General features: G+C 57.6%; 21 protein-coding genes and 1 other annotated feature. Of the genes, 12 read left to right on the top strand and 9 right to left on the bottom strand.

All coding sequences use genetic code 11. The features are described 5' to 3' along the window. Positions 1–41 precede the first annotated feature (41 nt). From apt to NQ230_RS18035, 8 genes are all read left to right on the top strand, one after another. A complete protein-coding gene (gene apt, locus NQ230_RS18070) occupies positions 42–593 on the top strand; it encodes an adenine phosphoribosyltransferase (RefSeq protein WP_000127359.1) in 552 nt (183 codons plus the stop codon). A gap of 88 nt (positions 594–681) precedes the next feature. Then, a complete protein-coding gene (gene dnaX / locus NQ230_RS18065; RefSeq protein WP_048030118.1) occupies positions 682–2,610 on the top strand; it encodes a DNA polymerase III subunit gamma/tau in 1,929 nt (642 codons plus the stop codon). After that, positions 1,940–2,004 (top strand) — a sequence feature (DnaX frameshifting element). Its footprint overlaps the gene before it by 65 nt. A 53-nt stretch (positions 2,611–2,663) precedes the next feature. Beyond that, positions 2,664–2,996, top strand: coding sequence for a YbaB/EbfC family nucleoid-associated protein (locus tag NQ230_RS18060; RefSeq protein ID WP_003858972.1), 333 nt, complete (start codon positions 2,664–2,666; stop codon positions 2,994–2,996). Further along, positions 2,996–3,601 (top strand): recombination mediator RecR, encoded by a 606-nt coding sequence (gene recR, locus NQ230_RS18055; protein ID WP_008499298.1) that lies wholly within the window; start codon positions 2,996–2,998, stop codon positions 3,599–3,601. Before NQ230_RS18060 ends, recR begins: the two co-directional genes overlap by 1 nt. Before the next feature lie 110 nt (positions 3,602–3,711). Next, positions 3,712–5,586 (top strand): molecular chaperone HtpG, encoded by a 1,875-nt coding sequence (gene htpG, locus NQ230_RS18050; RefSeq protein WP_213328803.1) that lies wholly within the window; start codon positions 3,712–3,714, stop codon positions 5,584–5,586. Between the two features lie 228 nt (positions 5,587–5,814). Continuing rightward, complete coding sequence (adk, locus tag NQ230_RS18045; protein WP_006809841.1) at positions 5,815–6,459, top strand: adenylate kinase; 645 nt, start codon at positions 5,815–5,817, stop codon at positions 6,457–6,459. A gap of 124 nt (positions 6,460–6,583) precedes the next feature. After that, on the top strand, positions 6,584–7,546 hold the full coding sequence (gene hemH / locus NQ230_RS18040) for a ferrochelatase (protein ID WP_257258521.1): 963 nt from the start codon (positions 6,584–6,586) through the stop codon (positions 7,544–7,546). 62 nt (positions 7,547–7,608) lie between these two features. Further along, a complete protein-coding gene (locus NQ230_RS18035; protein WP_121425567.1) occupies positions 7,609–8,913 on the top strand; it encodes an inosine/guanosine kinase in 1,305 nt (434 codons plus the stop codon). 123 nt (positions 8,914–9,036) lie between these two features. Here NQ230_RS18035 and NQ230_RS18030 read toward each other — a convergent pair whose 3' ends face one another. From NQ230_RS18030 to NQ230_RS18020, 3 genes are all read right to left on the bottom strand, one after another. Continuing rightward, positions 9,037–10,179: an IS481 family transposase gene (locus NQ230_RS18030; protein WP_442778910.1), complete on the bottom strand. Its 1,143-nt coding sequence runs from the start codon at positions 10,177–10,179 to the stop codon at positions 9,037–9,039. A 130-nt stretch (positions 10,180–10,309) separates the two neighbouring features. Further along, entirely contained in the window at positions 10,310–11,986 is a 1,677-nt protein-coding gene (gene ybaL, locus NQ230_RS18025) for a YbaL family putative K(+) efflux transporter (protein ID WP_121425566.1), read from the bottom strand. Positions 11,987–12,215: 229 nt separating this feature from the next. Beyond that, positions 12,216–13,424, bottom strand: a complete 1,209-nt coding sequence (locus NQ230_RS18020; protein WP_219323537.1) for an MFS transporter — start codon at positions 13,422–13,424, stop codon at positions 12,216–12,218. A gap of 169 nt (positions 13,425–13,593) precedes the next feature. Between NQ230_RS18020 and ushA the strand changes: the two genes are divergently transcribed. Further along, the gene (ushA, locus tag NQ230_RS18015) at positions 13,594–15,246 is read left to right on the top strand and encodes a bifunctional UDP-sugar hydrolase/5'-nucleotidase UshA (RefSeq protein ID WP_257258519.1); all 1,653 of its coding nucleotides are present in this window, start codon (positions 13,594–13,596) and stop codon (positions 15,244–15,246) included. 93 nt (positions 15,247–15,339) lie between these two features. On the opposite strand, the gene ybaK is transcribed toward ushA, so the two are convergent. The 3 genes from ybaK to copA all read right to left on the bottom strand — a co-directional run bounded on the left by ybaK (position 15,340) and on the right by copA (position 19,362). Continuing rightward, positions 15,340–15,819, bottom strand: a complete 480-nt coding sequence (gene ybaK / locus NQ230_RS18010) for a Cys-tRNA(Pro)/Cys-tRNA(Cys) deacylase YbaK (protein WP_257258518.1) — start codon at positions 15,817–15,819, stop codon at positions 15,340–15,342. A 199-nt stretch (positions 15,820–16,018) separates the two neighbouring features. After that, positions 16,019–16,813 (bottom strand): TraB/GumN family protein, encoded by a 795-nt coding sequence (locus tag NQ230_RS18005; RefSeq protein ID WP_257258517.1) that lies wholly within the window; start codon positions 16,811–16,813, stop codon positions 16,019–16,021. A gap of 50 nt (positions 16,814–16,863) precedes the next feature. Further along, positions 16,864–19,362 carry a copper-exporting P-type ATPase CopA gene (copA, locus tag NQ230_RS18000; RefSeq protein WP_257258516.1) on the bottom strand — a complete coding sequence of 833 codons (2,499 nt, stop codon included), beginning with the start codon at positions 19,360–19,362 and terminating at the stop codon, positions 16,864–16,866. A gap of 108 nt (positions 19,363–19,470) precedes the next feature. Here copA and cueR point away from each other — a divergent pair, with 108 nt between their 5' ends. After that, positions 19,471–19,881: a Cu(I)-responsive transcriptional regulator gene (gene cueR, locus NQ230_RS17995; protein ID WP_032661458.1), complete on the top strand. Its 411-nt coding sequence runs from the start codon at positions 19,471–19,473 to the stop codon at positions 19,879–19,881. On the opposite strand, the gene NQ230_RS17990 is transcribed toward cueR, so the two are convergent. From NQ230_RS17990 to NQ230_RS17980, 3 genes are read right to left on the bottom strand one after another with little or no spacing between them, the layout of a single operon-like run. Next, on the bottom strand, positions 19,878–20,330 hold the full coding sequence (locus NQ230_RS17990) for an NfeD family protein (RefSeq protein ID WP_193940320.1): 453 nt from the start codon (positions 20,328–20,330) through the stop codon (positions 19,878–19,880). The two genes, cueR and NQ230_RS17990, sit on opposite strands and share 4 nt — an antisense overlap. After that, on the bottom strand, positions 20,327–21,241 hold the full coding sequence (locus NQ230_RS17985; RefSeq protein ID WP_032661456.1) for an SPFH domain-containing protein: 915 nt from the start codon (positions 21,239–21,241) through the stop codon (positions 20,327–20,329). The genes NQ230_RS17990 and NQ230_RS17985 overlap by 4 nt, the downstream gene beginning before the upstream one ends. 43 nt (positions 21,242–21,284) lie before the next feature. Next, the gene (locus NQ230_RS17980; RefSeq protein WP_121425560.1) at positions 21,285–22,136 is read right to left on the bottom strand and encodes a hypothetical protein; all 852 of its coding nucleotides are present in this window, start codon (positions 22,134–22,136) and stop codon (positions 21,285–21,287) included. Between the two features lie 143 nt (positions 22,137–22,279). On the opposite strand from NQ230_RS17980, the gene fetA reads away from it, so the two are divergent. Together fetA and fetB are read left to right on the top strand one after the other, a co-directional pair. Further along, the gene (gene fetA, locus NQ230_RS17975) at positions 22,280–22,951 is read left to right on the top strand and encodes an iron efflux ABC transporter ATP-binding subunit FetA (RefSeq protein ID WP_257258512.1); all 672 of its coding nucleotides are present in this window, start codon (positions 22,280–22,282) and stop codon (positions 22,949–22,951) included. 34 nt (positions 22,952–22,985) lie between these two features. Beyond that, positions 22,986–23,726 carry an iron efflux ABC transporter permease subunit FetB gene (gene fetB, locus NQ230_RS17970; protein ID WP_233470038.1) on the top strand — a complete coding sequence of 247 codons (741 nt, stop codon included), beginning with the start codon at positions 22,986–22,988 and terminating at the stop codon, positions 23,724–23,726. Positions 23,727–23,753: the final 27 nt, after the last annotated feature.

Genomic DNA, 23,753 nt, shown 5'->3' with positions numbered 1-23,753 from the left:
TTGCGCGCTGTGAGTAACACTGTTTCATTTAGGCAAAACCGATGACCGCAACTGCACAGCAGCTTGAATATCTGAAAAACAGCATCAAAAGCATCCAGGACTATCCAAAGCCTGGCATTCTTTTCCGTGATGTCACCAGCTTGCTGGAAGACCCGAAAGCGTACGCGCTCAGCATTGAACTGCTGGTCGAGCGTTATAAAAACGCCGGGATCACCAAAGTAGTAGGTACCGAAGCCCGTGGCTTCCTGTTCGGCGCACCGGTTGCGCTGGCAATGGGCGTAGGTTTTGTGCCGGTGCGTAAGCCGCGCAAACTGCCGCGTGAAACCATAGCTGAGAGCTACGAGCTGGAGTACGGCACCGATCAGCTGGAGATCCACGTTGATGCGATCAAGCCTGGCGACAAAGTGCTGGTGGTCGATGACCTGCTGGCAACCGGCGGTACCATTGAAGCGACCGTAAAGCTGATCCGTCGTCTGGGTGGTGAAGTGACCGACGCGGCATTCATCATCAACCTGTTCGATCTCGGCGGTGAACAGCGCCTGGAAAAACAGGGCATTACCAGCTACAGCCTGGTGCCTTTCCCGGGTCATTAATCCCGGTTTTCACAACCTCGCTCAATGGGTGAGGTTGTGATAGCATTCCCCTCCATAAATTCACCTTCCAGCGTTGCAGAGCCTGCCCATGAGTTATCAGGTGTTAGCCCGTAAATGGCGACCACAAACCTTTGCTGACGTTGTCGGTCAGGAACATGTGCTGACGGCCCTGGCGAACGGCTTGTCGCTAGGTCGCATCCATCACGCCTATCTTTTCTCCGGCACCCGCGGCGTCGGTAAGACCTCTATTGCCCGTTTGCTGGCAAAAGGTCTTAACTGCGAAACCGGGATCACCGCCACGCCGTGCGGCGTGTGTGATAACTGTCGGGAGATCGAGCAGGGGCGTTTTGTCGATCTGATCGAGATCGACGCCGCCTCGCGCACCAAAGTGGAAGATACCCGCGATCTGCTCGATAACGTGCAGTACGCCCCGGCGCGCGGCCGCTTCAAGGTCTACCTGATCGATGAAGTGCACATGCTGTCGCGCCACAGCTTTAACGCCCTGCTGAAAACGCTGGAAGAGCCGCCCGCGCACGTGAAGTTCCTGCTGGCGACCACCGATCCGCAAAAGCTGCCGGTCACGATCCTGTCGCGCTGCCTGCAGTTCCATCTGAAGGCGCTCGACGTTGAGCAGATCCGCGCGCAGCTTGAGCACATTCTTGATGAAGAGAAGATCGTTCACGAGCCGCGCGCCCTGCAGCTGCTGGCCCGCGCGGCGGACGGCAGCCTGCGTGATGCGCTAAGCCTGACCGACCAGGCGATTGCCAGCGGTGACGGCAAGCTCTCCACCGAGGCGGTCAGCACCATGCTCGGCACGCTGGATGACGATCAGGCGCTGTCGCTTATCGAAGCGATGATTGCCGCCAACGGCGAACGTGTGATGTCGCAGGTGAATGCCGCCGCTGCCCGGGGTATTGAATGGGAAGGGCTTCTGGTTGAGATGCTCAGCCTGCTGCACCGCGTGGCGATGCTGCAGCTTTCTCCCTCGGCCATCGGCGCGGATATGGCCGCCATTGAACAGCGGATGCGTGAACTTGCCCGCACCGTGCCGCCTGCCGACGTGCAGCTGTATTACCAGACGCTGCTGATTGGCCGCAAAGAGCTACCGTTCGCGCCGGACCCCAGGATGGGCGTTGAAATGACGCTGCTGCGCGCGCTGGCGTTCCACCCGCGCATGCCATTGCCGGAGCCGGAAGTGCCGCGGCAGTCTTTCGCGCCGGTCGCCCCTACGGCGGTGATGTCGCCGCAGCAGGTGCCACCGCAGCCGACACCGCCGCCGCAGCAGAACGTGCCGCTGTCGGATGCCACCAGTTCGGTGCTTGCCGCACGCAGCCAGCTGCAGCGTGCGCAGGGAGTAACCAAACCAAAAAAGAGTGAACCGGCAGCGCCAGGAAGAGCGCGGCCGGTGAACAACGCCGCGCTTGAACGTCTGGCCTCGGTAACGGAGCGCGTTCAGTCGCGTCCGGCACCGTCCGCGCTCGAGCAGAAAGCCCCGGTGAAAGAAGAGGCTTACCGCTGGAAGGCAACCACCATCACTGAAACGGTGAAGGAAGAGGTCGCCACGCCGAAAGCGCTGAAAAAGGCGCTGGAGCATGAGAAAACGCCGGAGCTTTCCGCGAAGCTTGCCGAAGAGTCCATTGCGCGCGACGCCTGGGCCGCCGAGGTCAGCAAACTCCAGCTGCCGAAGCTGGTCGAGCAGGTCGCGCTGAATGCCTGGAAAGAGCAGGACGGCAATCAGGTGCGTTTACACCTGCGTCCGGGTCAGCGGCACCTCAATTCCCCTGGCGCGCAAAAGGCGCTGGCCGAGGCGCTCGCCGCATTACAGGGTGCGCCGGTTGAATTGACTATCATTGAAGATGATAATCCGGCAGTGAAAACGCCACTCGAGTGGCGCCAGGCCATTTATGAAGAAAAGCTCGCGCAGGCGCGCGAGGCGATTATTGCGGATAACAACATTCAGACCCTGCGCCGGTTCTTCGACGCGGATCTGGATGAAGAGAGTATTCGCCCCATTTGATCGTGAGTCTGACTTACGGTTGTAATCCTTAAACGTGAAAAAGAGAGAAGCCTATGTTTGGTGGAAAAGGCGGTCTGGGTGGCCTGATGAAGCAGGCTCAGCAGATGCAGGAAAAAATGCAGAAGATGCAGGAAGAGATCGCTCAGCTGGAAGTCACGGGTGAGTCCGGTGCCGGTCTGGTCAAAGTGACCATCAACGGTGCGCACAACTGCCGTCGCGTGGAAATCGACCCGAGCCTGCTCGAAGACGACAAAGAGATGCTGGAAGATCTGGTTGCAGCCGCGTTTAACGATGCCGCTCGCCGTATCGACGAAACTCAGAAAGAGAAAATGGCCTCTGTATCCAGCGGTATGCAGCTGCCGCCTGGCTTCAAGATGCCATTCTGATGCAAACCAGTCCGCTGCTCACGCAGTTAATGGAAGCACTGCGCTGCCTGCCGGGCGTTGGCCCGAAGTCGGCGCAGCGCATGGCGTTTACGCTATTGCAGCGCGACCGCAGCGGCGGGATGCGCCTGGCGCAGGCTTTGACCCGCGCCATGTCAGAAATTGGTCACTGTGCGGATTGCCGCACCTTTACCGAGCAGGACGTGTGTAACATCTGTACGAACCCGCGTCGTCAGGAAAACGGTCAGATTTGCGTGGTGGAGAGTCCTGCGGACATCTACGCCATCGAACAAACCGGGCAGTTTTCCGGCCGCTACTTCGTGCTGATGGGACATCTCTCCCCGCTCGACGGCATTGGCCCGGATGATATCGGTCTTGACCGCCTTGAACAGCGTCTTGAGTCCGAAACCATCAAAGAGGTGATCCTCGCCACCAACCCGACGGTGGAAGGGGAGGCAACCGCCAACTATATCGCTGAACTGTGCTCGCAGTACGGCGTTGACGCCAGCCGCATCGCCCACGGCGTGCCGGTGGGCGGCGAGCTGGAAATGGTCGACGGCACCACGCTGTCGCACTCCCTGGCCGGGCGTCACAAGATTATTTTCTGACCAAACGGAGGCTGCACGCGCGGCCTCCGCTTGAAAATTCCCCCCTTTATCCCCATCTCTCACTCAACGTTTTACAACCCCATTAAATGGCATTGTTGAGGTCGACTTAGATGAAAGGACAAGAAACCCGTGGTTTCCAGTCAGAAGTAAAACAGCTTCTGCACCTGATGATCCATTCCCTGTATTCCAACAAAGAAATTTTCCTGCGTGAGCTGATTTCCAACGCCTCGGACGCGGCGGACAAGCTGCGCTTCCGCGCGCTGTCCAACCCGGACCTGTACGAAGGCGACGGCGAGCTGCGCGTGCGCGTCTCGTTCAACAAAGAGAACCGCACCCTGACCATCGCCGATAACGGCATCGGGATGAACCGCGACGAGGTGATCGACCACCTCGGCACCATCGCCAAATCCGGCACCAAAGCGTTCCTCGAGTCCATGGGCTCTGACCAGGCGAAAGACAGCCAGCTCATCGGCCAGTTTGGCGTCGGTTTCTACTCGGCGTTCATCGTGGCGGATAAAGTCACCGTGCGCACCCGTGCCGCGGGCGACAGCGCTGAGAACGGCGTGCTGTGGGAATCCAAAGGGGAAGGCGAATACACCGTTGGTGACATCACCAAGGCGGATCGCGGGACCGAAATCACCCTGCACCTGCGCGAAGGGGAAGACGATTTCCTCAACGACTGGCGCGTGCGCTCCATCATCAGCAAGTATTCCGATCACATCGCCCTGCCGGTAGAGATTGAAAAACAGGAAGAGAAAGACGGCGAAACCGTGGTTTCCTGGGAGAAGATCAACAAGGCGCAGGCGCTGTGGACGCGCAACAAGTCTGAAATTAAAGACGACGAATACAACGAGTTCTACAAGCATATCGCCCACGACTTTACCGACCCGCTGACCTGGAGCCACAACCGCGTGGAAGGTAAGCAGGAGTACACCAGCCTGCTGTACATCCCGGCACAGGCGCCGTGGGACATGTGGAACCGCGATCACAAGCACGGCCTGAAGCTGTACGTTCAGCGCGTATTCATCATGGACGACGCCGAGCAGTTCATGCCGAACTACCTGCGCTTTGTGCGCGGTCTGATAGATTCCAACGATCTGCCGCTCAACGTCTCGCGTGAGATCCTTCAGGACAGCACCGTCACCCGTAACCTGCGCAACGCCCTGACCAAACGTGCACTGCAGATGCTGGAAAAACTGGCGAAAGACGATGCGGAAAAATATCAGACCTTCTGGAAACAGTTCGGCCTGGTGCTGAAAGAAGGCCCGGCGGAAGACACCGCGAACGTCGAAACCATCGCCAAACTGCTGCGCTTCGCCTCTACGCATACCGACTCCTCCGCGCAGACCGTGTCGCTGGAAGAGTACGTCTCCCGCATGAAGGAAGGGCAGGAGAAGATCTACTACATCACCGCCGACAGCTACGCGGCGGCGAAGAGCAGCCCGCACCTTGAGCTGCTGCGTAAGAAAGGCATCGAAGTGCTGCTGCTTTCTGACCGCATCGACGAGTGGATGATGAACTACCTGACCGAGTTCGACGGTAAATCCTTCCAGTCTGTTGCCAAGGCGGACGAATCCATCGACAAACTGGCGGATGAAGTGGACGAAAGCGCGAAAGAAGCCGAGAAGGCGCTGGAGCCGTTCGTTGAGCGCGTGAAAACCCTGCTGGGCGAGCGCGTGAAAGAGGTGCGCTTCACGCACCGTCTGACCGATACGCCGGCTATTGTCACCACCGATGCCGACGAAATGGGCACCCAGATGGCGAAACTGTTCGCGGCGGCGGGCCAGGCGATGCCGGAAGTGAAATATATCTTTGAGCTTAATCCGGATCATCCGCTGGTGAAACGCGCGGCGGATACCCAGGACGACGCCCGCTTTGCCGAGTGGGTTGAACTGCTGCTGGATCAGTCTCTGCTGGCCGAGCGTGGTACGCTGGAAGATCCTAACCTGTTCATTAAACGTGTGAATGCGCTGCTGCTGGCGTAACTAAACACCTGCCCCTCACCCTGCCCTCTCCCCAAAGGGGAGAGGGTGTTCAAATTCCCTCTCCCCTTTGGGGAGAGGGTTAGGGTGAGGGGAATCAACCGCACTAACCCAAATAATCTCCCCCCGTTAACCGTTTCAGCCTTCCCGCCTTCCTTGAGCGATGCCCGTTCTGGTGGTATTGTTTAGCGCTTTTGAAAAATTGAAACGACTTTTGAGGGGATTTTCGCAATGCGTATTATTCTGCTTGGCGCTCCGGGCGCGGGTAAAGGAACTCAGGCTCAGTTCATCATGGAGAAATACGGTATTCCGCAAATCTCCACCGGTGACATGCTGCGCGCCGCTGTTAAATCTGGCTCCGAGCTGGGTAAACAAGCGAAAGACATCATGGACGCAGGCAAGCTGGTGACCGACGAGCTGGTAATTGCTCTGGTCAAAGAGCGCATTGCTCAGGAAGACTGCCGTAACGGTTTCCTGCTGGACGGCTTCCCACGCACCATTCCTCAGGCTGACGCCATGAAAGAAGCGGGCATCAACGTGGACTACGTTCTGGAGTTCGACGTACCGGACGAGCTGATCGTTGACCGTATCGTTGGTCGTCGCGTACACGCTGCTTCTGGCCGCGTTTACCACATCAAATTCAACCCACCTAAGGTTGAAGGCAAAGACGACGTGACCGGCGAAGAGCTGACCACCCGTAAAGACGATCAGGAAGAGACCGTGCGTAAACGCCTGGTGGAATACCATCAGATGACCGCGCCGCTGATCGGCTACTACACCAAAGAAGCGCAGGCGGGTAACACCAAATACGCGAAAGTTGACGGCACCAAAGCCGTGGCTGACGTACGTGCAGAGCTGGAAAAAATCCTCGGCTAATCGCGCGCCTCTCACCCGGGCTCCCGGGTGAGAAATATTCTCATCTTACCTATTACAGCAATGGGTTTCGTTTAAACGCATTTCCGCTACAATTGACAACCTATCAAATGGTTAAGAGGCGTGAATGAGTCAGGCGAAAACCGGCATCCTGCTTGCCAATCTGGGCACTCCAGAAGCACCTACATCAGACGCGGTAAAACGCTACCTGCGACAATTTTTAAGCGACACGCGCGTCGTGGATTTCCCGAGACTGCTGTGGTGGCCGCTGCTGCGTGGCGTCATTCTGCCGATTCGTTCTCCGCGCGTCGCCAAACTCTATCAGTCCGTCTGGATGGAAGAGGGCTCGCCGCTGATGGTTTACAGCCGTCGTCAGGAAAAAGCGCTGGCCGCCCGCCTGCCGGATATGCCCGTCGCGCTCGGCATGAGCTACGGAAAACCGTCCCTGAAAAGCGCGGTGGAATCACTGCTGACGCAGGGCGTGGACCATATCGTCGTGCTGGCGCTCTACCCGCAATATTCCTGCTCGACGGTGGCCGCCGTCTGGGACGAGCTGGCACGCATTCTGGCGACCCGCCGCCGCATTCCGGGCGTGACCTTTATTCGCGACTACGCGGATAACGATCTCTACATCCAGGCGCTTGCCAACAGCGCGCGCGCGTCGTTTGAAAAGCACGGCGAGCCGGATCTGCTGCTGCTTTCCTATCATGGGATCCCGCAGCGTTTCGCCAATGAAGGGGATGATTACCCGCAGCGCTGCCGCGATACCACGCGCGAGCTGGTCTCCGCTCTTGGCCTGCCACCGGAGAAGGTGATGATGACCTTCCAGTCGCGCTTCGGCCGCGAGCCGTGGCTGACGCCGTACACCGATGAAACCCTCAAAATGCTGGGCGAGAAGGGCGTGAAGCACATTCAGGTGATGTCGCCGGGCTTCTCGGCCGACTGTCTGGAAACGCTGGAGGAGATCGCGGTACAAAACCGGGAATTTTTCCTGGAAGCTGGCGGCGAAAAGTACGAGTACATTCCGGCGCTTAACGACTCCCCTGAGCATATCGACATGATGGTCTCGCTGGTGACGAAAAGCCGCTGATCGCGCTTGAGGCCGGGTTTGTGCTACCATTCCCGGCTTCGATTCCTTGCACAGTTCAGACCATGAAATTTCCCGGTAAACGTAAATCAAAACACTACTTCCCCGTTAACGCTCGCGATCCGCTCCTGCAGCAAATCCAGCCTGAAAATGAAACCAGCGCCGCATGGGTAGTGGGTATCGATCAGACGCTGGTGGATATTGAAGCCAAAGTGGATGATGCGTTTGTTGCCCGTTACGGTCTGAGCGCCGGGCATTCGCTGGTGATTGAAGACGACGTTGCCGAAGCGCTGTACCAGGAGCTGGTGCGCGAAAACCTGATTACCCATCAGTTCGCCGGTGGCACCATCGGCAATACGATGCACAACTACTCCGTACTGGCAGACGATCGTTCGGTGCTGCTCGGCGTGATGTGCAGCAATATCGAAATCGGTGGCTATGCCTATCGCTATCTCTGCAACACCTCCAGCCGTACCGATCTGAACTACCTGCAGGGCGTTGACGGGCCGATTGGCCGCTGCTTTACGCTGATCGGTGAGTCCGGCGAGCGTACATTTGCCATCAGCCCTGGCCACATGAACAAGCTGCGCGCCGAGAGTATTCCTGAAGAGGTCATTGCGGGCGCCTCGGCGCTAGTGCTGACGTCGTATCTGGTGCGCTGCAAGCCGGGCGAGCCGATGCCGGAAGCGACCATGAAGGCGATTGAGTACGCGAAGAAGTACGATGTCCCGGTCGTCCTGACGCTGGGCACCAAATTCGTTATCGCCGATAACCCGGAGTGGTGGCAGGCCTTCCTGAAAGAGCACGTCTCGATTCTGGCGATGAACGAAGAAGAGGCCGAAGCGCTGACCGGCGAAAGCGATCCGCTGCTGGCGTCTGATAAAGCGCTGAACTGGGTGGATCTGGTGCTCTGCACCGCTGGCCCGGTGGGGCTGTACATGGCCGGCTTCACGGAAGAAGAGAGCAAGCGCAAAACCCAGCACCCGCTGCTGCCCGGTGCGATTGCCGAGTTCAACCAGTACGAGTTTAGCCGCGGCATGCGCCATAAAGACTGCACCAACCCGCTGCGTATCTACTCCCACATCGCGCCTTATATGGGCGGGCCGGAGAAGATCATGAACACCAACGGTGCGGGCGACGGCGCGCTGGCCGCGCTGCTGCACGACATCACCGCTAACGCCTACCACAAAACCAACGTGCCGAACTCCAGCAAGCACAAGTTCAGCTGGCTGACCTATTCGTCGCTGGCGCAGGTGTGTAAATATGCTAACCGCGTGAGCTATCAGGTGCTGAACCAGCACTCTCCGCGCTTAACGCGTGGGCTGCCGGAACGGGAAGACAGCCTCGAAGAGGCGTACTGGGACAGGTAAAAGAAAACCCCTCACCCTAACCCTCTCCCCATAGGGGAGAGGGAACTCGAACACCCTCTCCCCTATGGGGTGTACAGTCCGGGGACATGGTAGACAGGTGTTCGGGGACATGGTGAACACTTTTTAACATCCTTTACCCATGGTGATCGACTTTTTCTTCAGGTCGATCACCCCCACTTTCGTGCTGTACCACCACACCTCGTAGCTGCCGTCGTCCTGCATTTCCTTCAGCCCGACCCGTTCTCCCCTGAACGCCTTGCCTGCGCTCAGACTTACCCCTTTCACGCTCAGCTTTCCGCTGATATCCACTTTCCTGACCATCACCCCCTCGTCGTATTCCGGGGGCGTTGTACTGCCGCTGTACTGCCGCGCTGACGGCTGGTACCGCGAGCCCGGTACCGCCATATCCAGCGCCTCGTGCGGGCGTTCAAGGTTGTAGACCGTGCGCCAGTGGTCGAAGGCGCGCTGCAGCTCACCGCTGTCTGCGAACCATTTTCCCTGGAGTACTTCCGCCTTCAGGCTGCGGTGAAAACGCTCCAGCTTGCCCTGCGTCTGCGGATGATAAGGCCGGGAGTGCCCCACCCGGATACCGTGGCGCATCAGCCACAGCTCCAGCGCCGTCCAGGTGCCGGTGGTGTCGCCCCACGGTGAGCCGTTGTCCATCGTCATCCGGTCCGGCAGGCTGTAACGCTCAAACACGCTGACCAGCTGCTGCTGCACGGTCTCGCGGCGTTCATCGGTACAGTGCGCCAGGCACAGGGAAAAGCGGGAGTGGTCGTCCAGCAGGGTCAGCGGATGGCAGCGGCCACCGCCAAAGGGAAAGTGCCCCTTAAAATCCATCTGCCAGAGGCGGTTCGGCGCGTCATGTTCGAACCGTCCCGTGGGGGGAATGCCTGATGAAGCGCCCGGCAGCAGACCATGGCGGGCCATCAGGTTATGGACGGTGCTGAAGGCAGGCATGCGGTGCCCCCGGTCCTCGAGCCAGCGCTTAATCTTGCGGGCGCCCCAGCGTTCATGGCGGTCATGTGCCATGCGCAGCAGGGCGGTGATGTCGTCTGACGAGCGGTTAGGGGAATGGTGCGGTATGCGCGGGCGGTCCTGAAGGCCGGCGGCACCTTCCTCCGCCCAGCGCTGAAGCCACTTGTAGCCGGTGGCAGGTGAAATGCCGTAGTGACGGCAGAGGGAACGGATGTTCGCCCCGTCCTGCGAGGCGAACAAAACAAACTCGGTACGTAATGACATGGTATCTCTCGCATCCCAGGGCATAAGCGACTCCATAAACGGGTTCTTATGCCTTAGTTGTAAGTGTCTACCATGTCCCCGAACAAGTGTTCACTATGTCCCCGGACCGTACATGGGGAGAGGGCTGGGGTGAGGGGACCAGACCGCACAAAACTTACCCCGTCACAGCCTCTTCAACCGGCGGTTTCTCCAGCAGCGTCAGCATCGTATTCGCAATCTCGCGCTCGCCCATCACCACCTTATTCGCACCGCGCTCGGTAATGTACTCCACCTCGTCGTCATAATGCGCCCGGGCGATAATCTCAATCGTTGGGCACTTCTCGCGCGCGGAAGCCACTATCTCACCCGCTTCATAGCCGTTAGGTATGGTCAGCAGCAGCCAGCGCGCGCAGTCCAGGTGTGCCAGATTCATGATCTCTTCGTTTGCCGCATTGCCCAGCACCGCACGAATACCGCGCTCGCGCAGCTCGTCGACGCGGGTGCGTGAGGTCTCAATTACCACCAGCGGAATACCCTGCGCCATCAGCTTCTCACCGAGCAGGCTGCCCACGCGGCCAAAGCCGACCAGCAGGGCGTGATTGCAAATATCCACCGGGATCTGCTTCTCTTCTTCGATGGCCTCTTCGAGCGTCTGTTCTTCCAGCGTTTCGGTTTTATCGAGGTATTTTTCCAGCAGGGCAAACAGCACCGGGTTCAGCATAATCGACAGAATCGCTCCCGCCAGCACCAGGTTTTGCCCCGCCTGCGGCAGCAGGTTCAGGGCCATGCCGAGACCGGCCAGAATAAAGGCGAACTCACCGATCTGCGCCAGGCTGGCGGCGATGGTCAGCGCCGTCCGCGGCGAGTGGCCAAACATCCGCACCAGGAAGAAGGCGGCGAGCGATTTACCAAAGATGATGATCGCCAGCGTGCCCAGCACGGCCAGCGGCTGGTGAATCAGAACCATCGGATCAAACAGCATCCCGACGGAGACGAAAAACAGCACGGCGAAGGCGTCGCGCAGCGGCAGGGTATCGTGCGCCGCGCGGTGGCTCAGCTCGGACTCGTTCAGCACCATCCCGGCGAAGAACGCGCCCAGGGCAAAGGAGACATCAAACAGCTCGACGGCGCCAAACGCGATACCCAGCGCCAGCGCCAGCACGGAGAGGGTAAACAGCTCGCGCGAGCCGGTTGCCGCGCTGCGGGACATGATCCACGGTACCAGACGGCGGCCCACCAGCATCATGATGGCGATAAACGCCACCACCTTACCGATGGTGATGCCCATATCCAGCGCCAGCGAGGCAAAGCCAACGTTGTCTTTTTCCATCATCCCGGCGACGGCAGGCAGCAGCACCAGCGTCAGTACCATCACCAGATCTTCAACGATCAGCCAGCCTATCGCGATTTGCCCGCGCTGGCTGTCTATTAGCTGTCTCTCTTCAAGCGCGCGCAGCAGCACCACGGTACTGGCGGTTGAGAGACACAGCCCAAAAACGATACCGGTCATTAACGACCAGCCCAGCACCGCCGAAAGCGCCATCCCCAGCAGCGTCGCCACCCCTATCTGGGCGATCGCTCCCGGTATGGCAATCGACTTTACCGCCATCAAATCCTTCAGGGAGAAGTGCAGGCCGACGCCAAACATCAGCAGAATCACGCCCAATTCCGCCAGCTCAGGGGCCAGTTTGGTATCCGCCACGAAGCCGGGCGTAAACGGTCCCGCCAGTACACCCGCTAACAGATAGCCGACAAGAGGAGAAATACGCAGTTTATTGGCAATCATGCCGAGGATAAAAGCGAGCACAAGTCCACCAACAATGGTGGTGATAAGCGGTGTGGCGTGGTGCATTCCGTCTCCTTTCGTTGTGGGTGTTCCTTTTTGGCGAAAACCAAAAAACCGAGTAATAGTTTATGACAATTTTTACCCTTATGTTTATGAATAATTGTTGAAGTTTGAATAAAACAGCAATATGCACGTAAAAAAGCGCATTTTGATAAATTCAGCGAGGGGATGAAGAAGAAACCCTTATGGTATCAGGGTATCAGGTAGCCAAAGTAAAACTTTGGCTACCCGTAATTCAGGCTTTATGACGGTTATCAGGCAGGAATATGGTTAACATCCCAAGAAGCGGCAGGAAAGCGCAGATTTTATAAACCAGGAAGATACTGGTGTGGTCCGCGACCATCCCTAACACCGCTGCGCCAAGCCCTCCCATGCCGAAGGCGAAACCGAAAAAGAGTCCGGAAACCATACCGATACGGCCAGGCAGCAGCTCCTGGGCATAAACCAGAATGGCGGAAAAGGCGGAAGCGAGGATAAAACCAATAATCACGGTTAAAATCCCCGTCCATTCAAGGCTGGCGTACGGCAAAATAAGGGTAAACGGCGCCACACCGAGGATAGAGCCCCAAATGACATATTTACGCCCAATCTTATCCCCCACAGGCCCGCCAATGACCGTACCGGCCGCAACGGCGAACAGGAAGGCAAACAGGTGGATCTGCGCATTCTGTACCGATAATCCGAATTTTTGCATCAGATAAAAGGTGTAATAGCTGCTGATGCTCGCCATATAGAAGTATTTCGAGAAAATCAGCACCAGCAGCACAGAGACGGCCAGGATAACCTTATTGCGCGGCAGGGGATTGATAACCTTCGCTTTAGGTTTCCCTTTATTCACGCGATGCTGAGCGGCATACCAGCGGCTGATCTGCGCCAGCACGATGATCGCCAGCAGCGCGGCCAGTACAAACCATGCCACGTTGCCTTTACCGTAAGGGGCAATAATCACCGCGGCCAGCAGCGGGCCGAGAGAGCTACCAAAGTTACCGCCCACCTGGAAGAGAGACTGCGCCAGCCCGTGGCGCCCCCCTGAAGCCATCCGCGCCACGCGCGAGGATTCCGGATGGAAGACGGACGATCCGGTGCCCACCAGCGCGGCGGCAACCAACACCGCTTCAAAACTCCCCGCCATAGCCAGCAGCACCAGCCCGCTTAAGGTAAAGCACATGCCGATCGGCAGCGACCACGGCATCGGGTATTTATCCGTCCAGTAGCCCACCACCGGCTGCAGCAGTGAGGAAGCCAGCTGGAAGGTCAGGGTGATCATCCCGATCTGCACGAAAGTTAACGAAAACTCGGACTGCAGCAGCGGATAAATGGCCAGAATCAACGACTGGATCATGTCGTTGAGCAGGTGCGAGAGACTGATTGCGCCTAAGACTTTAAAGGAGGTGCGCGACGCCGGTGCGCCCGAAACGGGCTGGGTTGATTCACTGATTGCCATAGAGAGAAGTACCACGTCTTTAGTTATTAGAGATGCAGGGTGTAATTATTATCCGACTAACATACCCGCCCGGGACATTTGAAGAAAGTCGCAATTCTGAAAACTTATTTGTCTATTCTTGTTAGTCACTGTAATTTTTGCCTTTGTCTATTGGTCAGGGAGAGAGAAGATGAAGTTAATGAAGCGGGGCGTCGCGCTGGCGCTCATCGCCGCATGGGGCCTGGTAAGCCTGCCCGCGCAGGCGTATGAAAAAGACAAAACCTATAAAATCACCATTCTGCATACCAACGATCACCACGGTCATTTCTGGCGCAGTGAATACGGCGAATATGGCCTGTCGGCACAAAAAACGCTGGTGGACGGCATTCGTAAAGAGGTTGCGGCCCAGGGTGGCAGCGTGCTGCTGCTGTCGGGGGGCGATATCAATACCGGCGTGCCGGAATCCGATTTACAGGACGCGGAACCTGATTTTCGCGGTATGAACCTGATTGGCTACGACGCGATGGCCGTGGGTAACCATGAGTTTGATAATCCCCTGACCGTGCTGCGTCAGCAGGAAAAATGGGCCAAATTCCCCTTCCTCTCCGCCAATATTTACCAGAAAAGTACCGGCGAACGCCTGTTTAAGCCGTGGGCGCTGTTTAAGCGTCAGGATCTGAAGATCGCGGTCATCGGCTTAACCACCGACGATACGGCGAAAATTGGTAACCCCGAGTTCTTTACCGATATCGAATTCCGTAAACCGGCAGACGAAGCGAAGCTGGTGATTCAGGAGCTGCAGCAAAACGAAAAGCCGGACGTGATTATCGCCACCACGCACATGGGGCACTACGACAACGGTGAGCACGGCTCCAATGCTCCCGGCGACGTGGAGATGGCGCGCAGCCTGCCTGCGGGCTCGCTGGCGATGATTGTGGGTGGTCACTCACAGGACCCGGTGTGTATGGCCTCGGAGAACAAAAAGCAGGTGGACTACGTGCCGGGCACGCCGTGCGCGCCGGACCGTCAGAACGGTATCTGGATAGTTCAGGCGCACGAATGGGGCAAATACGTGGGCCGCGCGGACTTCGAGTTCCGTAACGGTGAGATGAAGCTGGTCCATTACCAGCTCATTCCGGTCAACCTGAAGAAGAAAGTCACCTACCCGGACGGGAAAAGTGAGCGCGTACTTTACACGCCAGAGATTCCAGAAAACCAGCAGATGCTCTCCTTGCTGACGCCGTTCCAGAACAAAGGCAAGGCGCAGCTGGACGTGAAAATCGGCACGCTGAACGGTCGTCTGGAGGGGGACCGCAGTAAAGTTCGCTTCGTGCAGACCAACATGGGCCACCTGGTGCTGGCGGCGCAAATGGCGCGTACCGGTGCTGACTTCGGCGTGATGAGCGGCGGCGGTATTCGTGATTCCATCGAAGGTGGAAACATCACCTATAAAGACGTCCTGAAGGTGCAGCCGTTCGGCAACGTGGTGGTCTATGCGGATATGAGCGGGAAAGAGGTGATTGACTACCTGACCGCTGTGGTGCAGATGAAGCCGGATTCCGGGGCCTATCCGCAGTTTGCTAACGTCAGCTTCGTCGCGAAAGACGGCAAGCTTAACGATCTGAAGATCAAAGGCGAACCGGTTGACCCGGCTAAAACGTACCGTCTGGCGACGTTAAGCTTTAACGCCACCGGCGGCGACGGCTATCCGCATATTGATAACAAACCGGGATATGTGAACACCGGCTTTATCGACGCGGAAGTGCTGAAGCAGTATATCGAGCAGAATTCGCCGATTGACGTGAATGCGTATGAGCCGAAGGGTGAGGTGAGCTGGCAGTAGTGCGGTTGTGTTGCCCGGCGGCGCTGCGCTTACCGGGCCTACGGGTGAAAAATGTAGGCCCGGTAAGGCGTAGCCGCCACCCGGCTTTTTCTTTTACTCCCGACGCGCAATATCCGCAAACTTCGCGTCCAGCATTTTCGCCAGATCGCCCGCCGCCAGCTCGATATCCAGCCCGCGTTTGCCGCCGGATATAAAGATGGTTTCAAACTCCTGGGAAGGCGCATCGATCAGCGTCGGCAGGCGTTTTTTCTGCCCAAGCGGACTGATGCCGCCCACCAGGTAGCCCGTGGTGCGCTGCGCCACCATCGGATCCGCCATATCCACCTTCTTCGCCCCCAGCGCTTTGGCGACTTTCTTCAGATCCAGCTGTCCCGCCACCGGGGTAACCGCGACGGCGAGGTGTTTCATATCACCGTTTACCGCAACCAGCAGCGTTTTGTAAACCTGGTCCGCGTTCAGGCCCAGCTTGCGCACCACTTCATTACCAAAGTTAGTCTCATTCGGATCGTGATCGTAAGTGTGGATCCGGAAAGAAATGTTGTTTTTTTCGAGTAATTTAACGGCGGGAGTCATAGCTATCCTTCTTACGACAGACAAATCATGCCAACAGCATACGCCTGACGTTTGTCTAAAAAATAGCACCATCTTGCGCAATAGTATTGGCAGTGATGGTCACTTTGAGCGACAATCGGCTCAACCGAAGGTCTCCTTCGGCATAATAAAAACGATGAAATTCCTCTTTGACGGGCCAATAGAAATATTGGCCATTTTTTTATTTTAACAGTGACGGCAAATTCCCTTCTCCGTACAAATGTAACGCCCCAACCGCCACCACGTAATGCCCCGCAGGTAACGCATGCAGCGTCTGCCGCCAGGCTTTGTTGCGCGCGTTCATCAGCACGTCATACAGCGATTCGCTGAACGTCGACGGTAACGCCAGCTTACCGTCCTCAGGCGGCGCATCCAGCCACCAGCCAATCATGGTCTGCAGCAGGCGCGCGTTGGTATGCCAGTGGGTCAACGTATCATCCAGCAGCATCAGGCCGTCGTCGGGAAGCTGGCGCAGAAGCGCAATCTGGCTGTCCGTCCCTTCCAGCTCGATGACGGGCAGGCTGCGGGCCCTTGCCGCGTTCAGCAGCTGGTAATCAATGCCGTAGTCACCGCGCAGTCCCAGACGCTGGGCCTGCGTGGCCTGCAGCACCATCGCAATTTGCCAGAGCGGCAGGGTGTCAATCATGGAGAGCGACACGCCGGTTTCATCCGCGACGCGCGTCAGTTCCGCAAGCTGGGCATCATCCAGACGTTCCGCCAGGGTGAGATCGCTCTCGAGCCCGGCAAACGGTGACTCCTGACCCGAAATGTCCGCCTCAACGATCAGCGCGTCGGCGCGTTTCAGCAGTTTTATCAGGCCGGGTGGCAGGGGAGACATATCCTGCGTACCCATATGGATGCTGCCGACCAGGTGCAGGTGCTGCCCGCCGGGGAGAGAGATATCCAGACCGGGCCAGGCGTAACGGCGAGGAAAGAGGGCGCGAAACGATGCTTTTATACGATTAAACAGACCCATACGCGCTCCATGAATGGAAAGGTTCATGCTAGCGCGTACGGGTACAAGGTTCAATCCTTCGGTTTAAAGCGCAGCAGCCGGTTGGCGTTGCTCACCACGGTAATGGAGGAGAGCGCCATCGCCGCACCCGCGACCACCGGGTTAAGCAGCGTGCCGGTCAGCGGCCATAAAATCCCGGCCGCGATGGGAATACCGAGGGTGTTATAGACGAACGCTCCCAGCAAGTTCTGCTTCATGTTGCGCAGCGTGGCTTTTGAAATGGCCAGCGCGTCGGCAACCCCCATCAGGCTATGGCGCATCAGCGTAATAGCAGCGGTTTCAATGGCGACATCGCTCCCGCCGCCCATGGCAATCCCCACGTCCGCCTGGGCCAGCGCCGGGGCATCGTTGATGCCGTCGCCGACCATCGCCACCTGACGACCCTGACTTTGCAGTTTCTTGATGGCGTCCGCTTTACCGTCCGGCAGTACGCCTGCAATGACCTCATCAATTCCGGCCTCTTTCGCGATGGCGTTGGCGGTGGTCGGGTTATCCCCGGTCAGCATCACCAGACGATAGCCCGCACGGTGCAGGCGCTGCAGGGCGTCCACGCTGTCCTGGCGAAGCGGATCGCGCACGGCCAGCAGCGCGGCGGCTTTGCCATCCACCGCCAGCAGAACCGGCGTGGCGCCCTGAGACGCCTGCGCTTTCAGCTCGCTTTCCAGCGCGGCGGTATCAATACCGTTTTCATTGAGCAATGCCTGGTTGCCCAGCAGCAGCGCGTGGCCTTCTGCTTCACCGCTCACGCCGAGCCCGCGCAGGGTGCGGAAATTGCTCACCTGCGGCAGGTCAGAAGCATTTGCTTTATCGAGAATGGCGCGCGCCAGCGGATGGCTGGATCCTTGCTCCAGCGCGGCGGCGAGACGCAGCGCGTCCTCTTGCGCAATGCCTGCGGTAGTGACGGCCACCACCTGCGGTTTGCCTTCGGTCAGCGTGCCGGTTTTATCAAACACCAGCGTGTCGAGGGTGCTGGCCCGCTGCAGCGCGTCGGCATCCCGTACCAGTACGCCAAATTCGGCCGCGCGGCCTACGCCGGAGATAATCGACATTGGGGTCGCCAGGCCAAGAGCGCACGGACAGGCGATGATCAGCACCGTGGTGGCGATCACCAGGGTGTAAACAATCTGCGGTGCGGGGCCGAAGAAATACCAGATAGCCGCGCTCAGCAGGGCAATGCCGACCACCACCGGCACAAAAATGGCCGAGATTCTGTCGGCAAGCTGGCCAATTTCCGGCTTGCTGCTCTGCGCCTGGCGTACCATGCGGATAATACGCGACAGCGTCGTGTGGCTGCCGACGGCGCTGGCGGTAAACAGCACGCTGCCGTCCTGCACCACCGTCCCGGCATGAACGGCATCGCCGTCTGATTTCTGCTGAGGGATAGGCTCGCCGGTCAGCATCGCTTCATCAAGCCAAGCTTCGCCCTGGGTTATCTTACCGTCAACGGGAACGCGATCGCCCGTCGTCAGGCGCAGCGTCATGCCGGGCTGAACTTCCGCCAGCGGGACGCTTTTCTCCCCCTCGTCCGTGACCACGCGGGCCGTCGGCGGGGTTAAATCAAGCAATCTTTCCAGCGCTTTCGAGGAGCGCTGACGGGCGCGGGCTTCCAGCATATGGCCCAGGTTAATCAGGCCGATAATCATCGCGCTCGCTTCATAGTAAAGATGCCGCGCCTCCATCGGGAACCACTGGGGCCAGACGTTCACGCTCATCGAATAGAGCCACGCCGCGCCGGTACCGAGCGCCACCAGCGTATCCATCGTCGCGGTGCGGTTTTTCAGGCTCTTCCAGGCGCTGGTATAGAAATGTCCGCCTGCAAACACCATTACCGCAAGGGTAATCAGGCCAATCACCAGCCACAGCGTACGGTTGCCGTCGGTGACCATCATGTTGTCGCCGATCATCCCCCACACCATGACCGGAATACCCACCAGCAGGGCGACAATCGCCTGCCAGCGGAAGCGTTTCATGGTGGCGATAGCCGTTTCCTGCTGGCGCTCGCGGCGCTCGGCATCATCTTCGATGGCCTCCGCCCCGTAGCCCGCTTTCTCAACGGCCTGCACTAAATCTGCGGCGGAGGCACTGCCCAACACCAGCGCAGTACGCTCCGCAAGATTGACCCGTGCCTGCGCGACGCCCGGAACGGCCTGCAAGGCGTTTTGTACCCGGGAGACGCAGCTGGCGCAGCTCATGCCGTTGATCAGCAGCTGTTGGCTGTCGTCAATATCATCCGCTGCCGGAAGCTCAGGAGTGGCCGCTGTCAGCGCTTCCGACGGGGATGATGACTCTGCCAGCGGTTTAGCCTTTGGGTGGCTTAACTCCGCCCCGTAACCGGCCTGCTTGATGGTATCGATCAGCGCATCCGCGCTGGCGCTGCCGGTCACGGCGGCATGATCGATAGTCACGTCAGCGCTTTCAACGTCAGGGCGCTGTTCCAGGCTTTCTTTAACGCGTTTGACACAGTGGCCGCAGGAGAGGCCGTCCAGCGTCAGGTCGATAGTGTGAGACATAACAAAACTCCCGTATAATGAACTGGTCAGTAGTTGACCGGAGTAACGCTTTTCGCTAACTGTTATGAAGGTTAAACCTTCCATCAAGGGGAAGGTCAAGGGGGAAATGTGAATATCAGTGACGTGGCAAAAAAAACCGGCTTAACCAGCAAGGCAATCCGCTTTTATGAAGAGAAGGGGCTGGTGACGCCGCCGCTGCGCAGCGAAAACGGCTACCGCAGCTATACGAAACTGCATATTGATGAGCTGACGCTACTGCGCCAGGCAAGGCAGGTCGGTTTTAATCTGGAAGAGTGCGGCGAGCTGGTTAACCTGTTTAACGATCCGAAGCGTCACAGCGCCGACGTGAAAAAACGCACGCTGGAAAAAGTGGCCGAGATAGAACGCCACATCATCGAGCTGCAGGCGATGCGCGAACAGCTGCTACAGCTCGCGGAATCCTGTCCGGGGGATGACAGCGCCGACTGCCCGATTATCGACAATCTTGCCGGCTGCTGTCATCGTAAGGCTTCTGCTTAGCAGGCTTTCACCCGCAGGGTAATGCCTTCCACCGCAATGACCTCAACCCGCGTGCCGGCGCTGAGGTCGTCGTCGGCGACCACCGGCCACGAGCTGTCGCCCACGCGCATATGCCCGCGCCCGTTAACCAGCGCGGTGTCGAGCGTAAAACGCTTGCCGACAATCTGCTGTCCGCGCTGGTTGAGATGCGCGTCCAGCGGCTTCTGCTCGCTAACCCGTCGGTTAAGCCAGCGCCACCACAGCCACGCGGCCACCAGCGTGAGCACGGCAAACAGTGCGCCCTGCCACGCCCAGTCCAGCGGAAGGATCCAGACCAGAAGGCCAGTAATGACGGCGGCAACACCGCTCCAGAGCAGGTAGCCGTTGCCGCCCAGCATCTCCGCCGCCAGCAATAAGCCACCCAAGCTTAGCCAGAAGGCGTGAGGATGTGCAACAATCAGCTCAATCATTTTTTACGCTCGTTTCCGCTGTCTTTGATAAGCTCTGCAATACCGGCGATAGAGCCCATCAGGCTGCTGGCCTCCAGCGGCATCATCACCACCTTGCTGTTGTTTGCGGAGCCGATCTCTTTCAGCGCATCGGTATATTTTTGCGCGACAAAGTAGTTCACGGCCTGGATATCACCGGCGGCAATCGCCTCGGAGACCATCTGCGTCGCACGGGCTTCCGCTTCTGCCGAACGTTCACGCGCTTCCGCCTGTAAGAATGCGGATTGACGATCGCCTTCCGCTTTCAGGATCTGCGACTGTTTTTCCCCTTCCGCTTTCAGGATCTCCGCCTGACGCACCCCTTCGGCCTCCAGAATATAGGCGCGCTTGGTTCGCTCGGCCTTCATCTGGGCGTTCATGGAGGCGATCAGCTCCGCCGGTGGGCGCACGTCGCGGATCTCGATACGGGTGACCTTGATGCCCCACGGGTTGGTTGCCTCATCGACAATATGCAGCAGGCGGGTATTGATGCTGTCGCGCTGGGAAAGCATCTCGTCCAGCTCCATCGAGCCGAGCACGGTACGGATGTTGGTCATCGTCAGGTTGACGATCGCCAGCTCCAGGTTGCTGACCTCATACGCCGCTTTCGGCGCATCAATCACCTGAATAAAGCAGACGGCGTCGATGGTGACGTTGGCGTTATCCTTGGAGATGATCTCCTGAGAAGGAATGTCCAGCACCTGTTCCATCATGTTGATCTTGCGACCGATTCTGTCCATGAACGGAACAATCAGGCTTAAGCCCGGCTGGAGCGTGTTGGTGTATCGACCGAAACGCTCAACGGTCCACTGATAACCCTGAGGGACAATTTTGACGCCTGCGCCCACAATAACCAGCGCAACAAAAATAAGGACAGGAACAACGATAAGCATAAAAACCTCCTGTTTTGCATGCTGTGACGAGAGATGTGTGTGTTTATTGCTCGTAAGTATAGGTAAAGTCAGAGATGAAGCCATCACCCGCTTCGGCAATGGCTTTGGATAATCCCTGGTAGTACTTCTCCAGCCCCAGCGCTTCAATACGCTGGATCTGTTCGCGGATAGGGGCGCAGAACAGAACGGCATTCCCCGCTTCTACGCGTTTGTTATTCGGTGGAAGGTCGCCCGCGATGGCTTTGAACCACGTTCTGATGCCTTGTTTTAAATTATGCGGCGCTTTTGTCAGGTTATCCATGCCCGTCAGGACCTGCAGGGTAGGGAACTCATCGGCCAGCACGGCGGTTTTCATGCGTGCAAAGAACTGGCTGAACAATTCAAACGATCCCAGATCGGTCACGCGCGGTTTGGTGGTTTTACCGTTCTTATTGCCGATTTTACCTGCGGCTGACGCTGAGGCCGGAACCGCATTCACCTTTTCAAGCTCCAGCCCGAATAGCAAATTACAGTGCGCGCGGCGCTCTTTCAGCGGATAGGACATCAGCACGTCAATGAATCGGGTGGCTTTCACATCCGCAAGATCGTGGTTGATAAGCCACTGGGTACGAGAAAATTCAGCCGGAGAGACGAACCAGTCGGGTACCTCATTGAAGCGTTTTGATTTTCCCTTGCCGTCAAATTCCAGGAAGTGTGTCCCGTTGTCGAAGGCGAAATAGCAGTTTTTGAAACTGCCGATCGTGGTGTTCACGATGAGCGCCTTCTTAACAAAATCCACCACCTCTGCACCAATCACAAAACGCGTGAGTTCCGACGATTTGATGACTTCCATTAATGTTTCGACATCAGGAACACCAGGCTTCAGGGAAGGAAACTCATAAAAGATATGTGCCATGTCGCATACTTCCTGTAGTGATGGTGGTGACAAATAACAAACAAAAAGTTTAACACTTGCTTAAGCGTGAGGCTATTCGCTCTGTGCGGACGAAAGGATTATGCTACAGACGTTTCTTACAATAAGCGGTTAACGGAAGCGCAATGAACGACAACAAAAAACGATTAGAACTCAGGGATATCGGATTTCGTGTCGGGGAAAACATTATTCTTCAGCACGTCGGATTTAGCCTGTCGCCGGGCGAGTTTAAACTCATCACAGGCCCCTCAGGCTGCGGTAAAAGCACGCTGCTGAAGATGGTGGCCTCACTCCTCAGCCCGACGGAGGGAACCATTCTGTTTGAAGGAGAGGATATCGCGTCGCTTTCCCCGGAAAGTTATCGCCAGCAGGTCTCCTACTGCGTGCAAACCCCCGCGCTGTTTGGCGATACGGTTTATGACAACCTGATTTTCCCGTGGCAAATCCGCAATAAAACGCCGGAGCCGGAAAAATTTATCAGCGATCTGGCCCGCTTTGGCCTGGCGCAGGAGACGTTAACCAAATCCATCAATGCGCTGTCGGGGGGAGAAAAGCAGCGCGTCTCGCTGATGCGTAATCTGCAGTTTTTACCGAAGGTGCTGTTGCTGGACGAAATTACCAGCGCGCTCGATGACGCCAACAAACGCAACGTCAACGAGATTATTCATCGCTACGCCCGGGAGCAGAATATTGCCGTGCTGTGGGTGACGCACGACGCTAACGAAATTACCCATGCGGATGACGTGATTACGCTTCAGCCGCACGGCGGGAAAATGCAGGAGGCAAACCGTGGGTGAGCATAACATTACCAATGAATCGCTGGCGTTTTCGATGGTGCTGGTATTGATTGCGATTGTGGTCAGCTACCGGGAAAAGCTGGGGCTGGAAAAAGATATTGTGTGGAGTATCTGCCGCGCGGTGATTCAGCTCATCATCGTCGGCTATGTGCTGAAGTATATCTTCAACGTCAACCACGCGGTGCTGACGCTGCTGATGGTGCTTTTTATCTGTTTTAACGCGGCGTGGAATGCGAAAAAGCGCAGTAAATACATTGATAAGGCTTTTATCTCGTCGTTTATCGCCATTACCACCGGGACGGCGCTCACGCTGGCGGTGCTGGTGCTCTCCGGCTCGATTGCGTTTACGCCGATGCAGGTTATCCCCATCTCGGGGATGATTGCGGGGAACGCCATGGTGGCCGTTGGGCTGTGTTATAACAATCTCGGCCAGCGCTTCAGCAGTGAACAGCAGCAGCTGCAGGAGAAATTAAGCCTGGGGGCGACGCCTAAGGTGGCCTCGGCGCGACTGATTCGTGAGAGCATTCGCTCATCGCTGATCCCAACGGTAGATTCAGCCAAAACGGTGGGGCTGGTGAGCCTGCCGGGCATGATGTCGGGGCTGATTTTTGCCGGTATCGATCCGGTAAAAGCGATTAAGTATCAGATCATGGTGACGTTTATGCTGCTCTCCACGGCAAGCCTGTCAACCATCATTGCCTGCTACCTGACCTATCGGAAGTTCTACAACGCGCGCCACCAGCTGGTGGTGACGCAGTTGAAAAAGACGGGATAACATCGGCTTTTGTAGGCCCGGTAAGGC

It is taken from the genome of Enterobacter asburiae, assembly GCF_024599655.1.
Lineage (GTDB): Bacteria > Pseudomonadota > Gammaproteobacteria > Enterobacterales > Enterobacteriaceae > Enterobacter > Enterobacter asburiae_D.
Note: the sequence above shows the minus strand (reverse complement) of the source record. Positions and strands in the feature narration are given on the sequence as shown.

Bases quoted from the DNA above. Each gene is read 5' to 3' on its own strand.
- apt (WP_000127359.1), top strand. From the start codon at position 42: ATGACCGCAACTGCACAGCAGCTTGAATATCTGAAAAACAGCATCAAA.
- dnaX (WP_048030118.1), top strand. From the start codon at position 682: ATGAGTTATCAGGTGTTAGCCCGTAAATGGCGACCACAAACCTTTGCT.
- NQ230_RS18060 (WP_003858972.1), top strand. From the start codon at position 2,664: ATGTTTGGTGGAAAAGGCGGTCTGGGTGGCCTGATGAAGCAGGCTCAG.
- recR (WP_008499298.1), top strand. From the start codon at position 2,996: ATGCAAACCAGTCCGCTGCTCACGCAGTTAATGGAAGCACTGCGCTGC.
- htpG (WP_213328803.1), top strand. From the start codon at position 3,712: ATGAAAGGACAAGAAACCCGTGGTTTCCAGTCAGAAGTAAAACAGCTT.
- adk (WP_006809841.1), top strand. From the start codon at position 5,815: ATGCGTATTATTCTGCTTGGCGCTCCGGGCGCGGGTAAAGGAACTCAG.
- hemH (WP_257258521.1), top strand. From the start codon at position 6,584: ATGAGTCAGGCGAAAACCGGCATCCTGCTTGCCAATCTGGGCACTCCA.
- NQ230_RS18035 (WP_121425567.1), top strand. From the start codon at position 7,609: ATGAAATTTCCCGGTAAACGTAAATCAAAACACTACTTCCCCGTTAAC.
- NQ230_RS18030 (WP_442778910.1), bottom strand. From the start codon at position 10,179: ATGCCCTGGGATGCGAGAGATACCATGTCATTACGTACCGAGTTTGTT.
- ybaL (WP_121425566.1), bottom strand. From the start codon at position 11,986: ATGCACCACGCCACACCGCTTATCACCACCATTGTTGGTGGACTTGTG.
- NQ230_RS18020 (WP_219323537.1), bottom strand. From the start codon at position 13,424: ATGGCAATCAGTGAATCAACCCAGCCCGTTTCGGGCGCACCGGCGTCG.
- ushA (WP_257258519.1), top strand. From the start codon at position 13,594: ATGAAGTTAATGAAGCGGGGCGTCGCGCTGGCGCTCATCGCCGCATGG.
- ybaK (WP_257258518.1), bottom strand. From the start codon at position 15,819: ATGACTCCCGCCGTTAAATTACTCGAAAAAAACAACATTTCTTTCCGG.
- NQ230_RS18005 (WP_257258517.1), bottom strand. From the start codon at position 16,813: ATGGGTCTGTTTAATCGTATAAAAGCATCGTTTCGCGCCCTCTTTCCT.
- copA (WP_257258516.1), bottom strand. From the start codon at position 19,362: ATGTCTCACACTATCGACCTGACGCTGGACGGCCTCTCCTGCGGCCAC.
- NQ230_RS17990 (WP_193940320.1), bottom strand. From the start codon at position 20,330: ATGATTGAGCTGATTGTTGCACATCCTCACGCCTTCTGGCTAAGCTTG.
- NQ230_RS17985 (WP_032661456.1), bottom strand. From the start codon at position 21,241: ATGCTTATCGTTGTTCCTGTCCTTATTTTTGTTGCGCTGGTTATTGTG.
- NQ230_RS17980 (WP_121425560.1), bottom strand. From the start codon at position 22,136: ATGGCACATATCTTTTATGAGTTTCCTTCCCTGAAGCCTGGTGTTCCT.
- fetA (WP_257258512.1), top strand. From the start codon at position 22,280: ATGAACGACAACAAAAAACGATTAGAACTCAGGGATATCGGATTTCGT.
- fetB (WP_233470038.1), top strand. From the start codon at position 22,986: ATGGTGCTGGTATTGATTGCGATTGTGGTCAGCTACCGGGAAAAGCTG.